General features: G+C 69.8%; 14 protein-coding genes. 5 read left to right on the top strand and 9 right to left on the bottom strand.

Features of this window, described 5'->3' with window-relative positions; translation table 11 throughout:
• The first annotated feature begins 28 nt into the window (after positions 1 to 28).
• Positions 29 to 1,246 (top strand): hypothetical protein, encoded by a 1,218-nt coding sequence (locus ACSHT8_RS22700; RefSeq protein ID WP_436492921.1) that lies wholly within the window; start codon positions 29 to 31, stop codon positions 1,244 to 1,246.
• On the opposite strand, the gene ACSHT8_RS22695 is transcribed toward ACSHT8_RS22700, so the two are convergent.
• Positions 1,243 to 1,893, bottom strand: coding sequence for a TetR/AcrR family transcriptional regulator (locus ACSHT8_RS22695; RefSeq protein WP_436492920.1), 651 nt, complete (start codon positions 1,891 to 1,893; stop codon positions 1,243 to 1,245). The genes ACSHT8_RS22700 and ACSHT8_RS22695 overlap by 4 nt on opposite strands.
• Before the next feature lie 79 nt (positions 1,894 to 1,972).
• Here ACSHT8_RS22695 and ACSHT8_RS22690 point away from each other — a divergent pair, with 79 nt between their 5' ends.
• Both ACSHT8_RS22690 and ACSHT8_RS22685 read left to right on the top strand, forming a co-directional pair.
• Positions 1,973 to 2,617: an SCP2 sterol-binding domain-containing protein gene (locus tag ACSHT8_RS22690; RefSeq protein ID WP_436492919.1), complete on the top strand. Its 645-nt coding sequence runs from the start codon at positions 1,973 to 1,975 to the stop codon at positions 2,615 to 2,617.
• A 17-nt stretch (positions 2,618 to 2,634) separates the two neighbouring features.
• Entirely contained in the window at positions 2,635 to 3,252 is a 618-nt protein-coding gene (locus ACSHT8_RS22685) for an SCP2 sterol-binding domain-containing protein (protein ID WP_436492918.1), read from the top strand.
• Here the strand turns inward: ACSHT8_RS22685 and ACSHT8_RS22680 are convergent.
• The 7 genes from ACSHT8_RS22680 to ACSHT8_RS22650 all read right to left on the bottom strand — a co-directional run bounded on the left by ACSHT8_RS22680 (position 3,249) and on the right by ACSHT8_RS22650 (position 9,960).
• Positions 3,249 to 3,662, bottom strand: a complete 414-nt coding sequence (locus ACSHT8_RS22680; RefSeq protein WP_436492917.1) for a hypothetical protein — start codon at positions 3,660 to 3,662, stop codon at positions 3,249 to 3,251. The two genes, ACSHT8_RS22685 and ACSHT8_RS22680, sit on opposite strands and share 4 nt — an antisense overlap.
• Positions 3,659 to 4,204: a hypothetical protein gene (locus tag ACSHT8_RS22675; protein ID WP_436492916.1), complete on the bottom strand. Its 546-nt coding sequence runs from the start codon at positions 4,202 to 4,204 to the stop codon at positions 3,659 to 3,661. The genes ACSHT8_RS22680 and ACSHT8_RS22675 overlap by 4 nt, the downstream gene beginning before the upstream one ends.
• A 74-nt stretch (positions 4,205 to 4,278) precedes the next feature.
• The gene (locus ACSHT8_RS22670) at positions 4,279 to 4,998 is read right to left on the bottom strand and encodes a hypothetical protein (RefSeq protein WP_436492915.1); all 720 of its coding nucleotides are present in this window, start codon (positions 4,996 to 4,998) and stop codon (positions 4,279 to 4,281) included.
• 96 nt (positions 4,999 to 5,094) lie between these two features.
• A complete protein-coding gene (locus ACSHT8_RS22665) occupies positions 5,095 to 6,468 on the bottom strand; it encodes a dihydrolipoamide acetyltransferase family protein (protein ID WP_436492914.1) in 1,374 nt (457 codons plus the stop codon).
• A gap of 4 nt (positions 6,469 to 6,472) precedes the next feature.
• Entirely contained in the window at positions 6,473 to 7,501 is a 1,029-nt protein-coding gene (locus tag ACSHT8_RS22660) for an alpha-ketoacid dehydrogenase subunit beta (RefSeq protein WP_436492913.1), read from the bottom strand.
• The gene (pdhA, locus tag ACSHT8_RS22655; protein ID WP_436492912.1) at positions 7,501 to 8,703 is read right to left on the bottom strand and encodes a pyruvate dehydrogenase (acetyl-transferring) E1 component subunit alpha; all 1,203 of its coding nucleotides are present in this window, start codon (positions 8,701 to 8,703) and stop codon (positions 7,501 to 7,503) included. Before pdhA ends, ACSHT8_RS22660 begins: the two co-directional genes overlap by 1 nt.
• Positions 8,704 to 9,015: 312 nt before the next feature.
• Positions 9,016 to 9,960, bottom strand: coding sequence for a hypothetical protein (locus tag ACSHT8_RS22650; protein ID WP_436492911.1), 945 nt, complete (start codon positions 9,958 to 9,960; stop codon positions 9,016 to 9,018).
• A gap of 228 nt (positions 9,961 to 10,188) precedes the next feature.
• Here ACSHT8_RS22650 and ACSHT8_RS22645 point away from each other — a divergent pair, with 228 nt between their 5' ends.
• Together ACSHT8_RS22645 and ACSHT8_RS22640 are read left to right on the top strand one after the other, a co-directional pair.
• Complete coding sequence (locus ACSHT8_RS22645) at positions 10,189 to 12,051, top strand: hypothetical protein (RefSeq protein WP_436492910.1); 1,863 nt, start codon at positions 10,189 to 10,191, stop codon at positions 12,049 to 12,051.
• Positions 12,052 to 12,107: 56 nt separating this feature from the next.
• Positions 12,108 to 13,517 carry a M20/M25/M40 family metallo-hydrolase gene (locus tag ACSHT8_RS22640; RefSeq protein WP_436492909.1) on the top strand — a complete coding sequence of 470 codons (1,410 nt, stop codon included), beginning with the start codon at positions 12,108 to 12,110 and terminating at the stop codon, positions 13,515 to 13,517.
• A 286-nt stretch (positions 13,518 to 13,803) separates the two neighbouring features.
• Here ACSHT8_RS22640 and ACSHT8_RS22635 read toward each other — a convergent pair whose 3' ends face one another.
• Positions 13,804 to 14,439 (bottom strand): endonuclease V, encoded by a 636-nt coding sequence (locus ACSHT8_RS22635; RefSeq protein WP_436492908.1) that lies wholly within the window; start codon positions 14,437 to 14,439, stop codon positions 13,804 to 13,806.
• Positions 14,440 to 14,441: the final 2 nt, after the last annotated feature.

Genomic DNA, 14,441 nt, shown 5'->3' with positions numbered 1-14,441 from the left:
GGTGGCCACCCGGCTAGGCTCCCGCCCCGTGTCGCGAGTCCTGGCCTTCGTCGCCGCGGTGGCGTACCTGCTGTTCACTCCCGCAGGCATGTCCCACCTGACCCACGTCTGGGCCGAGGACGGCGCCCGCTTCCTGCTCGACGCCGTCCAGCGTCCCTTGTGGACAAACCTGGCCGAGCCCTACGGCGGCTACCTCCACGTCATCCCCCGCCTTGGCGCGGAACTCGTCTCGCTCCTGCCGCTGGACTGGGCACCCATCGGCTTCGCGGTCCTGGCCGCGCTTGTCCGCGCGGGCATCGCGCTGCTGACCTTCGCCGCGTCGGCCCACCACCTGCGGTCGCTGCCGGTCCGCATCGGACTCGCCGCCATGGTCGTGCTGCTCCCGGTCGGCAACTCGGAGCCGCTGGGCAACCTGTCGAACCTCCACTGGTTCCTGCTCTACGGCGCGTTCTGGGCCATCCTGTGGCGCACGACGACGCGAGCGCAGACCATCACAGCCGCGGTCGTGGTCGTCATCTCGGTCCTGTCGAGCCCGCTGACGTTCCTGCTCGTCCCCCTGGCGATCTACCGCCTGGCCACCGGCGCTCGCGCGGTCCCGATCGCCTACCTCGCCGCGCAAGCACTCCAGGCCGTCGCGGTCACGCTGGCCGAGCGGGTCCCGTATTCCAACCAGGCCGTCGATCCCGTGCAGGTCCTGCTGGCCGCGCTGCTGCGTGGTCCGGTGGCCGCGTTCATCGGGTCGGAGCAGGTCGTGGACGTCTATCCGCACCTCGGCAACCTGCTGATCCTCGCCGCACTCGCCCTGGCCGCGGTCCCGATAGCCCTCGGCGCTTGGTACGGCGACCGCTTCCTCACCATCACCGCCGCGACCTACGCGGCGGTGATCATCGGTGTCGTCCTGGTCGCGAACTGGACCGTCGGCCTGCAAATCCAACAGCCCGACATCGTGATGGCCGCCCAGCGCTACAGCGTCGCCCCCGGGCTGTTCCTGCTGACGGCCGTCGCCGCGGGCCTTGACCGCCTGCCGGAACCGCGCTGGGCCCGCGCCACCGTCCAAGCCGCCCGCGTGGTCATCCCCACCGTGCTGCTTGCCGGCGTCGGCCTGCACCTGTGGACGGGCGAGCGCCTCGACGGCATCCCCTGGACCGACGCCGTCGCCAGGGCCCGGGCGTCCTGCGGCGAAGTCGCCCGAATCGACCACGAACCGGACGGCTGGTTCTTCGACCTGCCCTGCGCGCGCCTCTAGGCGGTCGGCGTCCAGATCGTGCCGTCGACGAGGTCGCCGAAGCCCATCCAGACCAGGTTCATCAGCCACGACGCGACCGTCGTGTCCGGGACCTCCGGGTGGTCCAGCCACCAGTCCGCCAGCGACTCGCTCGCGCCGACCAGTGCCGCCGCCATCGCCTCGGTGGACTTCGCGGGGGACTCGCCGCGGGTCGTGGCCGAGCGGACCAGCAGGGCGTCGACCAGGTTGATCGCGCGGCCGCGCATGGCGAGGAGTTCCTCGCTGAACGGGCCGCCCTGGGACGTCGCCTGCCGGTGGAGTACCCGCCAGCTCTGTTTCTGTTCCCCGACGAACTGGAAGAACGCGCGCAGGCCGTGCCACAGCTGCATGTCGGGGGCCAGGTCGCTGCTGACCCCGGCCGCGATGGCCTCCATCAGCAGGGTGGCCTCGCGCCGGATGCAGGCGGCGAACAGGTCTTCCTTGTGGCCGAGGTAGGCGTAGATCATCGGCTTGGAGACGCCCGCGACCTCGGAGATCTCGTCCATCGACGCGTTGTGGTAGCCGTACTGGGAGAAAACGCGCACGGCGGCGTCGAGGATTTGGCGCTCGCGTACCTCGCGGGGCAGGCGCTTCACGCGCGCCGGCTTGCGCTCTTCTTCGACGCTCACCTCGTAGCCTCCAGCTCCTACTTGCACGTTAATCTACTCGCCCGTAGCCTACTCGTCAGTAGGTAAGGAGGCTGACCCGATGACCGAGACCCGCCGGACGCTCGACGGCTTGAAGCCGCGCGAGCTGGTGGAGCTGCTTGATCGGTTGACCGCCGCGGAAGTGGCCACGATGGACATAGATGTCGATGCTATCGGGCGGGCGATCGATCCGAGGAAAGTCGGGCGGACCGACCTGTCCAAGCTGCTGGGCGCGTTCAGCAGGCTGGCCGCCGAGGGCGCCGAGATCTCGCTGTCGAAGTTCTCGGCCGACACCTTCGCCAAGCTGATCACCCACGCGTCCAAGGACCAGCTCCAGTCGGTCATGGTCGACCCGGCGCTGCGCGCGACCATCCTCGACGAGGTCTACCGGCGCATGGGCACCCACCTGCGCCAGGACCGCGCCAAGGGCCTGCACGCGGTCGTGCACTGGCGGCTCAGCGGCGGCTCGGGCGAAGGCGGCTACGACCGCTACGAGACGCTGATCGACAACGGCGTCTGCACCGTCAGCCGCGCGATGGAGGGCCAGCCGAGGGCCACCATCACCGTGTCCCCGGTCGACTTCCTCAAGCTCATCACCAACAACGCCTCCGCCCCGGTGCTGTTCATGACCGGCAAGCTCAAGGTCCGCGGCGACCTGGCCTTCGCGGCCGGGCTGACCGGCCTGTTCGACCTCCCGCGCGCTTGACGGGGCAGACTGCCGGCATGCCCGAGAGACGCGAGCGGTCATGGCGGCGCAAACCGAAGTGGCACCGGATCGAGCCGCGCACGATCCACGACCTGGACGGCTTCGCCGAGGCCATCGACCCGGCGAAGCTGACCCCGGCGCAGTTCGTCCGGCTGATCGAGGTGCTCGACGACCTCGGCCAGTCGGGCACCGGCCTGGAGTTCGCCGGGATGAGCACGCACGTGTTCATCCGCTTCCTCAGCCGCTGCTCGCGTGACCACCTCGAAGCCCTCATGGAGCAGCCCCGCCTGCGCCAAGTGGTGTTCGAGGAGGTCTTCAGCCGGATGACCGACCACCTCGACCGCCAACGCGCCGCGAACCTCCAAGCGGTGGTCCACTGGCGGTTCACCGGAGGCACTGGCGACGGCGGCTTCGACCGATTCGAGACGGTGATCGACAACGGCACCTGCGAGTCCGCCGACCACCCGACCGCCGACGCGCGCGTCACCATCACCATCGCCCCGGCCGACTTCCTGCGCGCGGTCGCGGGCACGGTGAGCCTGCCGATGCTGTTCCTGTCGGCGAAGGTGAAGGTCAAGGGCGACATCGCGTTCGCGGCCACCCTGATCTCCTACTTCGACCTGCCCAAGAACTAGAGCAGAGCCAGCACCGCCGCGCCGACCGGGCCGAGCCACTGCGCGATCCGGGTGATCGCGTCGGTCAGCGAGGTGCCCGCCTGCGCGACGGCGCCCGCGTTGACCAGGACCCGGGTGAACCGCTGCAGGTGACCGCCGGTGGCCTGCTGGTCCTGCCCCGCCGCCTGCCTGACCTGCCCCAACGCCGCCGTCGCCGCCGAGCGTTCCTGGTCGGTCAGCCGCAGCGAGCCGAGGACCGCGTCGAGGTGGTCGAGGTCGCGCAGCAGGCCGGGCGGGAGCTGCACGACCATGTCGCGTCCGGCGTACATCCCGCCACGGTTGTCGATGTTCTGCCGGTAGGAGCGGTTGTCCTGGTGGTAGTTGCCGCCGACGTTGATGTTGCCGCTGCCGCCGTAGTTGTTCTGGCTCACCGGTAGTACTCCCGTCGCCGCCGGTCGCGTTCCCGCTGCTCGTGGCGGCGCAGCGCCGCCTTCGACATCGAGCGGCCCGCGCTCGCGATGAGTCCGCCCACCAGGAAGGCGCCGAACGCGATCGGGATGACCGGGAGCCCGTTGAACTCCTTGCTGAACAGGTCCGGCACGCCGCCGTCGTCGATGCTGGCGCCGAAACTGAAGATCGTCCACGCGAACGCCGCGAACCCGGCCAGCGCGATGACCATGCCGATGAACGCGATGAGCCTGCCGATGCCCCGCCCGCTGCCGCGGCCGATGCCCATGTCCTGACCAGTGTCGACGTGGTACTGGTCGCCCTCGTAGTACATGCGGTTGCGCTGCTCGACGTAGTCGCGCCCCGCGTACCTGCCGCCCCGGTTGTCGATGTTCTGCTGCCAGGACCGATTGTCTTCGTGGTAGTTGCCGCCCACGTTGCGGTTGCCGTATCCGCCCACATTCCTCTGATGCGGGCGCCTGCGGTCCTGATACGGGTCGTAGACCATGTCGCGCTGCCTTTTCACGCGTGCGGAATCAAGCCGACTGCTCCAGATGTCGTCACCCGCGGCTGGGGTGTGACGGGGTTCACGCGATCGGTCTACAGCGGATCGAGCACGATCCACCGCACGTGGACGTCGATGCCCGCCTGCGCCGCGGCCACGTTGATCACGGACGAGTAGTCGGCGTTCATGTCGAGGTACGCCAACACGTTGAGCCAGCGCGGAGCGCCCGCGGGAACGTCGAACACGACTTCCGTGTGCGTCGACATCCCGTCGTCCCAGCCGTCGTTCTCGCTGCCGAAGCCCGACTCGCTGTGATCCTGATTGAACAGCTCGTGCTGGGCCAGATCGCTGACCGGGCCGTGCTCGTCGTATGCCTGCAGTTGGACCCCGCCGCGCGCCGACGCCCGGGGGCTGCCGATCCCGGCGGTCCACAGCGTCCACCCGGCCTTCCAGCTGATCACCGGCGCCGCGCGCACGGTCTGGGCCGACTGCGGGAACCACAGGGTGGTGCCGACCCACGCGATCCCGGACACCCGGCCGGACAGCCCGCCGTCGACGTGGCCGGACTTGCCGCCGATGCTGATCTTGCCGGTGCCGTGGTCCGGCCAGATGTTCGCGTTGCCGTTGTTGCGGCCCGAGTAGTCATACGGCGCGACCCGGATTCGCAGCGCGTCTTCTGCCACGGCGGGCGGGTCGGGCATGGCCCGCTCCGCCAGCCGGGCGGCCGCTCGGTCGGCTCGCGGCGCATGGCCCGCCGCGGTGGCGGTCGCCTCGGACATGGTGGTCAGCGGGGGTGCGTGCTGGGTGTAGGTCATCGTCCCTCCTTGGTCGATGACCTACAGAGGACGTTCGCGGCCAACTGATACGGCCCCCCGGCTCTGGAAAGCCGAGGGGCCGTGATCAGGACAGCGTCAGTACGTGATCGCCAGTGCCGGGTCCGCGAGGAGCGCGCCCACGTCGGCCAGGAACTCCGAGCCCTGCTGCCCGTCCACCAACCGGTGGTCGAAGCTCAGCGCCAGCTGGCAGACCTTGCGGATCTTGATCTCCCCGTCGACCACCCACGGCGTGTCCCGGATCGCGCCGAAGGCGAGGATCGCCGATTCGCCCGGGTTGATGATCGGGGTGCCGGTGTCGACGCCGAAGACGCCGACGTTGGTGATCGTGATGGTGCCGTTGACCATGTCCGACGGCGGCGTCTTGCCGTCGCGGGCGGTGGTGGTCAGCAGGTCCAGCGCCTCGGCCAGTTCCCGCAGCGACAGGGTGTCGGCGTCGCGGATCTTCGGCACGATCAGGCCGCGCGGCGTGGCCGCCGCGATGCCCAGGTGCACGTAGTCCTTGTAGACGATCTCCTGTGCGGCCTCGTCCCACGACGAGTTGACCTCCGGCGTGCGCCGGACGGCCATCGCGACGGCCTTGGCGCAGAACGCCAGCGGGGTCAGCTTGACGCCCCGGAAGTCCGGGTGGTTCTTCAGCTTCGCCCGCAGGTCCATCATCGGCGTGACGTCGAGGGTCAGGAACTCCGTGACGTGCGGCGCGGTGAAGGCGCTGGCGACCATGGCCTGTGCGGTGACCTTGCGGATGCCCTTGATCGGCACCCGCCGCTCGCCGCGCGGGGCCACCGCTCGGTGTTCCACGGTCTCGGCCGGGCCGGACGCGGCGCGCTCGACGTCGGCGCGGGTGATCACGCCGCCGTCACCGCTGCCGGTCAGCGACCGGATGTCGACGCCGAGGTCCTTGGCCAGCTTGCGCACCGGCGGCTTGGCCAGCGGCACGTACCCGCCGGGCAGGTCGAGCAGCGCGGCCGGGCTGTCCGGCACGACCGGCTCCGGGTCGGGCACCGGGCCCTGGTGGTGCTCGAACGCGGCGGCCACCGTGCTCTGCGCCGCCTCAGCCGCCGCCGTCGCCGGGACGGCCGGGCCGCTGCGCGCGCGCCGCTTGGCGGTGACGGTCTTGGAGCCGTAGCCGACCAGCGGCTTCATCTCCTCCTCCGCCGGAGCGGCGGCGGGCGCGGAACCGTTGGTCGCCGCGGCCTTGCCACCCGGGTCGACGTCGATGGTCAGGATCGGCGTCCCGACATCCACGGTCTGCCCGGGCTGGACGTGCAGCTCAGTGACCACACCCGCCCACGGGCAGGGCAGCTCGACGGCGGCCTTGGCCGTCTCGATCTCGACGATGATCTGGTTGACCGTGACCGTGTCGCCCGGCTTGACGTGCCAGGACAGGATCTCTGCCTCGGTCAGCCCCTCGGCCGTGTCTGGCAGGGGGAAGGACTTGTACTCAGGCATCGGGCTACCACCCCAGCGAGCGGTCGACGGCGTCGAGCACTCGGTCGAGGTCGGGCAGGAAGTGCTCTTCGAGCTTCGCGGGCGGGTACGGCACGTCGAAGCCGTTGACCCGCAGCACCGGCGCCTCCAGCGAGTAGAAGCACTCCTGCTGCACCCTGGCCGCGATCTCGGAGGTCAGCGACGCCTCGGACGGCGACTCCGACACCACGATGAGCCGACCGGTGCGCCGCACCGAGTCGTACACCGGGGCGAGGTCGAGCGGCGACAGCGTCCGGAGGTCGATGACCTCCAGCGACTTGCCCTCCTCGGCCGCGGCGGTGGCCGCGTCCATCGCGACCTTCACCGACGGCCCGTAGGCCACGACGGTCGCCGTCGTCCCGGTCCGCAGCACGCGCGAGGCGAACAGCGGGTCGGGCGTGGCGGAGGTGTCGACCTCGGCCTTCATGTTCGCCGAGTGGTAGTAGCGCTTCGGCTCGAAGAACAGCACAGGGTCGTCGCACTGAATGGCCTGCTGGATCATCCAGTAGGCGTCCACCGCGTTCGAGCAGGTGACGACCTTGAGGCCCGCGGTGTGCGCGAAGTAGGACTCGGGGGACTCGGAGTGGTGCTCGACCGCGCCGATGCCGCCGCCGAAGGGCACGCGGATGACCATGGGCATCTTGACCCGGCCCTGCGTGCGCGCGTGCAGCTTGGCGACCTGCGAGACGATCTGGTCGAAGCCGGGGAAGATGAACCCGTCGAACTGGATCTCGCACACCGGCCGGAAGCCGCGCACGGCAAGGCCGACCGCGGTGCCGATGATGCCGGACTCGGCCAGCGGCGTGTCGAGCACGCGGTGCTCGCCGAAGTCCTTCTGCAGGCCGTCGGTGATGCGGAAGACGCCGCCGAGCTTGCCGACGTCCTCGCCCATGACGATGACCTTGGGGTCGGCCTCCATCGCGGTGCGCAGACCGAGGTTGAGCGCCTTGCCCAGGGTGAGCGACTGGGTGGTCGACTCAGTAGTAGCGGGCTTGTTGATCGCGGGTGCGGCCATCAGTGCTCACCTCCGAAGCTGGCGTGGTAGGAGAGGAACTCGTCGCGCTGCGCGTCGAGGACCGGGCTCGCCTCGGCGTAGACGTTGTTGAACATCTGCTCGATGGGCGGTTCGGGCATGTTGAAGCAGAAGTCGCGCAGCTCGACGGCGAGCGCGTCGGCGTCGGCCTGCACGGAGTCGAAGAACGCCTGGTCGGCGTCGTGGTGGCGGACCAGGTTGACCCGCAGCCGCTCGATCGGGTCCTTGAGCTTCCAGGCTTCCAGTTCGTCGGACAGCCGGTAGCGCGTCGGGTCGTCGGTCGTCGTGTGGGCGTCCATCCGGTAGGTGAACGCCTCGATGAGGACCGGCCCGTTGCCGTGGCGGCAGGCGTCGAGCGCCCACCGGGTGACGGCGAGGGTCGCGAGGACGTCGTTGCCGTCGACGCGGATGCCGGGGAAGCCGTAGCCGCGGGCGCGCTGGTACAGCGGCAGGCGGGTCTGGCGTTCGGTGGGCTCGGAGATCGCCCACTGGTTGTTCTGGCAGAAGAAGACCAGAGGAGCGTCGTAGACCGAGGCCCAGACGAAGCCTTCGTGGACGTCACCCTGCGAGGTCGCGCCATCGCCGAAGAAGACCATGGTGGCTTCCCCGTCGTCGTCTCCGACCTTGCCCTCAAAGCGCTGGCCCATCGCGTAACCGGCGGCGTTGAGCACCTGGTTGCCGATCACGATGGTGTACGGGTGGAAGCGCGTGGCGACCGAGTCCCAGCTGCCGTTGTCGGTGCCGCGGAAGATGCCCAGGAGTTCCTTGGGGTGGATTCCCCGGCACCACGCGATGCCGTGCTCGCGGTAGCTCGGGAACGCCATGTCGGTGGCCCGCATGGCGCGGCCCGCGCCGATCTGCGCGGCCTCCTGGCCCAACAGCGGCACCCAGATGCCCAGTTGGCCCTGGCGCTGCAGCGCGTTGGCCTCCCGGTCGGCCCGCCGGACCAGGACCATGTCGCGGTACAGCCCGCGCAGGTCCTCGGCGGTCACATCGGCGACGTAGCGGTCGAACTCCGGGTTCTCGACCCGTTCACCCTCGGGCGTGAGGAGCTGCACCAGCTCCGGTCCGCCTTCGCTTGTCGCTCGCAAACCCGCGATCACCTGCTCTGCTGTGGGGGCAGCGGCGGTGGCGGCGGGACCCTCACGGGGCTCCGGGTGCGTCCACGTTTCTGGGGACGACATGTGCGTTCTCCTCGTGTCTGGGCCGCACAGTCGCTCGTGGCGACGGCATGCAGCCGCGCCGCCGGTCACCCCGCCCACCCGGTCTTGGATGGTTGGCCACCGTCGGCGCTGACGGTTCTCTCCCACATCCTGACATGCCGGGGGCGGCAGTGGTGAGGCCCGGATGGCCCCACGGGTCCGGGACTGACCCGCTGATCAGCGAAAACGCTCGGATTCCCGACGATAGGGGCTCAAAGGGGAACGCGGTCGCGGCTGTTCAGGAGAGTCGGTCGAGCGACGTGGAAGAACTTTCATGTCCGCTCGTGAGCTGCGTCACTCGAAGTTGACCAGCATGTCGAGATCGCCCCGGTTGAGCGCGGAGAACACCAGGCCGGGGGTCTCGCTCTTGGCCGTGATCCGCACGGTGTCGCCGACCGCCTCGACGGTCGGGTTCGGCAGGATCTTCGACCACGGCGTGCCGGACACGGTCTTGGCGCCTTTGAGTGTCGCTTCGATCTGCTTGCGCAACTCACCCGCGTCCTCGTTGGACTTGGCGCGCAGACAGACGACATCGGTGGTGTCGTCGGCGATCTCGACCCCGGCGGCGACGGCGGGCCGCTTCTCGACAGCGGCTTGGAGGATCGCGGCGGACACGTCGTCGAGGCACGTGGCGAGGGACTTGATCGCCGGGTCGTCGAGCAGGCTGCCCTTGTCGAACCAGGCCAGGCGCTCGCCGGACGCGGAGTGCGCCAACTCGGTCGGGCTGGTGCGGATCGCGTTGAACTGGTTGAGCGGCCCGACATCGCGCATCGGCCCGTCGAGCTGGATCTTGTCGTCCTCACCGGTGCGCCAGACGGTGTAGCCGCCGGACTTGGACTCGGTCGCCTTGCGCTCTCCCAACTTGGCGTTGAGCGCGGCGTTGTCGTAGGCACCCCGGAAACGCGCGGAGACGGTGGGCGGCATGCCGACGGTCACGGCCTCCTTGAAGGCGGTGAGGTCGACGGCGAGCTCTTCCTTGATCTTGACGCGGAAGTTCCCGATCCCGGAGTAGCCAACGGGTTCCAGCATCCGCGCTTTCTGCTTGTCCTTGTCCCGGAGAGCCGCGACCTTGGTGAGATCGGCGTACTCGACATAGGTCCGCGACTCGTCGTTGTTCGCGATGGACGACAGCGCCTCAGCCAGCCCACCGACGGTCGGGTTGACGGCCGGGGCCGACGGTTCATCGCCGCAACCGGCCAGCGTGAGACCGGCGGCGAGGATCAGGCATACGCGCTTCATGGGGGAAGGGTATTGGTGAGACCGTGGCCTTGTGCGGGAACTTGGCAAGACCACGGTCTCAAGGACGAGGGTGCCCGAGCGCACCTGAAGATGATCTCAGCACGTTCCTGAAATGCCCCGATGAGTTGAGCCGTTTCGCCTACCGGAACAGCGAAAACAGCGGTATGGCCAGCCCCTTTCCCCTGCTAGCCTTCCCGCGACAAACTGGGGTTTGGGAACTGGGGAAACATGTCTCGATCAACACTGTCCAGATACGCGCGCGCCCTCGTCGCGGTGTCCGTCGGCGTCGCGGGCCTCGTCTCGACCGCCGGAACCGCGGTCGCCGCCCCCCACTACACGGCGGCACCCACGGTGCAGGCGGGTCACACCGACTCCGCACTGCCCGACACTCCCTTCGACGCGGCGGGGGCCATGCCGCTCGGCGCCTGGGCCGACGAGGCCGGGCGCGTCCACGTCTCCCGGGTATACGTCACCTACGACCTCGCCCAGTTCGCGGGCAAGCGCATCACCAAGTCAGTTGTGTCCTTCACCGAGCGGGAGACCGCGGACTGCTCGAAGCGCGCGATCGAACTGTGGAAGACCGAGACGGTCACGCGCACACCCAGCTGGGCCACCGCCCCTGCCGAGGACGACAAGCTCGGTGAGGACCGCTCGGCCCAGTACTGCCCGGGAACCCTCTCCTACGACGTCAAGGGCGAGGTCGAGCGCGCGGTCGCCAAGGGCAAGTCGCGCATCACCTTCGAGATCCGCGTCCCCGCCGACGTCGAGAACGACCCCAGCTACTTCCGTAAGGTCTCGTACTACGGCGTCCAGCTCTCGATCGGCTACAACTCCCCGCCGTCGATCGCGACGCAGGACCTTGTCAGCAGCGGCTTCGCCTGCGCCACCAGCACGCCGTACCCAAGGATGAACCCGGCCAGGGTGCAGGCCCGTGCCGTCGACGCCGATCAGGAGCACGACCTCCGCTACGACTTCGCGGTGTGGCCGCGGGACGAGCCGTCCGCGCGGGCCGAGCGAACCTACGAACACATCAGCAGCACCCCGTTCGTCACCCACCAGCTCGCCCCGGAGTCCCTTGCCGACGGGCGCACCTACCTGTGGCAGGCGCGGGTCAGCGACGGCGTCGACACGTCGCCGTGGTCGGCCACCTGCGGGTTCACCGTCGACAAGTCCGCACCCGCCGCGCCAACGGTCACCTCGGCGAACTACCCGCGCGACGAGTGGGGGCCGGTCGGTGAGTCCGCCGTCTTCACCGTCGCCGCGAACGGCGACACCGACACCGTCGCGTTCGAATACAGCTGGGGTGACGTGTTCTCGGTGCCCGCGTGCGAGATCAGGGACTACGGCCGCTTCGTGTGCCCCGACCCGCTCGCGGGCCGGGACATCGTCCGCGCCGGCGCCCCTGGCGGATCGGTCACGCTGACGCTCGACCCGCCGCACACCTTCCGGAACCGCCTCCAGGTCCGGTCGGTCGACGCTGCGGGCAACCGGTCCCAGGCCGTCGAGTACTCGATCCTGGTGTGGCCGAGCGGGCCCGCCATCACGCGCGTCAGCGGGGAGCCCGAGTGGGGCAAGCCGGTGACCGTTCAGTTCGCGCCCGCCGAACGCGTGACCGGCACCGTCTCCTTCGAGGTGCGGCTCGACGGCGTTGCGGCCCAGGTGGTGCCCGCCGGACCGGACGGCACGGCGACCTTCACCTTCACCGCCGACAAGCTGCCGGGCAACGAGGTGCGGGTGCGCAGCCGCAGCGCGAGCGGGTGGGTCTCGCACGAGTCGAGTTGGCGGCACTACTTCTCGCCGTTCACCACCATCGCCTCCGACCTCTACACCGAGGCCGGTCCAGCGGGCGGCGTCGGCGTGCCGGGCACCTTCACTTTCACCCCGCCGCCCGGGGAGACCGACATCGAGGGCTACCTCTACTCCTTCGACGTCTTCGGTGAGTCGAGCTTCGTCCCGGCCGGTCCGGACGGAACGGCCACGATCACGTGGACCCCGGATGCGAGCGGCTGGTACTACCTCGACGCGCAGGCCATGCACCCGAACGGTGAGCGTGCCGGGTTCTCGGGGAACCTGTCGTTCGAGGTCGCCTGACCTGGCACCTGGGATGTCCCGCTTCGACGGGGCATCCCAGGTGGCAGTATCGGGGCGTGGACAAGACAGCAACGACGCGCACCGTCCAGCACCTCTGGCAGGCAGAGATCCTGCCCAGCCTGCAGGACTTCGTCGCCATCCCCGCCCTCTCCCCTTCCTTCGACGCCGCCTGGGCGGCCAACGGCAACCTTGACGCCGCCGTCGAGCACCTGCGGGCCTGGATCACCAAGCGCAACCTGCCGGGGGCGACCGTCGAGGTCGTCCGGCTGCCGGAGCGCACGCCGCTGCTGCTGGTCGACATCCCCGGCACGGTCGACGCGGGCACCGTCCTGCTCTACGGCCACCTCGACAAGCAGCCCCCGGTCGGCGGCTGGGCCGAGGGCCTCGGGCCGTGGTCGCCGGTGCTGCGCGACGGCAAGCTCTTCGGCCGCGGTGCCGCCGACGACGGGTACGCGGGCTACGCCGCGACGGCCGCCGTCGAGGCCGTGCGCGCCAACGGTGGGCAGCACAGCCGGTGCGTGATCCTGCTGGAGACGTGCGAGGAGTCCGGCAGCTACGACCTGCCCGCCTACCTCGAACACCTCGACGACCGCCTCGGCGCGGTGTCGCTGGTCGTGTGCCTCGACTCCGGTGGCATGGACTACGACCGCATGTGGCTGACCATGTCGCTGCGCGGGCTGGTGTCGGTCACCGCGACCGCGCGCGTACTCACCGGCGGGCAGCACTCCGGCACCGTCAGCGGCGTCGTGACCAGCTCGTTCCGCGTCCTGCGGCAGCTGATCGACCGGATCGAGGACTCGTCGACCGGCGAGATCAAGCTGTCGGCGATGAACGTCGAGATCCCCGCCGAGCGTGCCGCGGAGGCCCGCGCGACCGTCGAGTCCGCGCCCGGCACGGTGATCACGGCGATCCCGTTCGCCGACGGCGTGCGGCCGGTTGTGGACGACGAGGTCGAGCTGGTGCTCAACAGCAGCTGGCGCCCGACGCTGTCGATCATCGGCGCGTCCGGGCTGCCCGAGCCGGAGGACGCGGGCAACGTCCTGCGCCCCTTCACCACGCTGACCCTGAGCTTCCGCCTGCCCCCGACGGCCGACGCGGACGCGGCGCTGGAGCAGGTCAAGCAGGCGCTGACCACCGACGTCCCCTACGGCGCCCAGATCGAGTTGACCCGCCTGGAAGCCGCGGGCGGCTGGAACGCGCCCGCGCTCGCCCCCTGGCTGCGGTCCACTTTGGACACCGTGTCGGACACGGTCTTCGGCGCCCCGTGGCGGACCATGGGCATGGGCGGCTCGATCCCGTTCATGGGCCTGCTCGCCGAGCGCTACCCCGACGCCCAGTTCGTCATCACCGGCGCCGTCGGGCCCGACAGCAACATCCACGTCCCGGACGAGTCGCTCGACATCGCCCAGGCCACCCGCGTCACCGAGGCGGTCGCCCACATCCTCGACGCGCACGCCAACGCCTGACCAGGTGGGCGGGAGCGCCTCCCGCCCACCTGGCAAGTCACGCGGGGAAGATGAAGCCGCCTTCCATGGACACGCCGTTCTGCGGTGAAGTCGGCGGGCGCCTTGCCACTGCTCGCCGCGTGGATCCGGAGCACGCTGCTGTTGATCTTGCGTTAGCCCTTGCCCGACTTCTCGCTGAGCACCCCGATCTCCGGGTGCCCGCTATCGGCTGAGCGGGTGATCATCAAGTTGCCGTCGGTGGGTGTTCTTGTGCCGCAACGATGTTTTGCGCTGTTGGGAAACCTTGTCACCCACGTCGGCTGAGTTGGTCCGCCAGGCGGGTTGTCTCCGGCAGCCGGTACCTCGGGGTGAGCCGCAGGACCAAGTCGGTGGCGGTGTCGATGTCGACGCGGTGGCCCACCGACACGAACACCGGCTTCACGTTCTCGCGGGTCCGCAGGGCCCGGCCGAGGGGCCACCGGTCGTCCTCGATCCGCGTCCAGTCGCCGCGGTTGGGGCCGGGGGCGAGGTAGCCGCCGAACGCGCTCTTGCTGACGCCGATGGACGGGATGCCGGTCAGCACGCCCGCATGACACGCCAGCCCGAACCGCCGCGGATGCGCGATTCCCTGGCCGTCGCACACGAGGACGTCGGGCTTGACGGTCAGCCGGTCGAGGGCCGGGAGCAGCAGCGGCAGCTCCCGAAAGGCGAAAAGGCCCGGGACGTAAGGGAAATCGACCGTTCCGCGAACCACGGCCTGGTCGACCACTTCCAGCGTCGCCAACTCCAGCACGACGACCGCGGCGGTGCCGACATCGGTGTAATGCACGTCGAGCCCAGCCACGGTCCTGGGCGCGAAGCCGTCAGGGACCTGGTCTTCGACGAGATCCCGCAACCGCAACTGCTCCGCGACCGCTTCGTCCTCAGTGGACGGCCAACTCACCG

It is taken from the genome of Actinokineospora sp. HUAS TT18 (genome assembly GCF_051364635.1).
GTDB lineage: Bacteria > Actinomycetota > Actinomycetes > Mycobacteriales > Pseudonocardiaceae > Actinokineospora.
The sequence above is the reverse complement of the archived record's forward strand: the minus strand, read 5'-3'. Positions and strand labels throughout refer to the sequence as shown.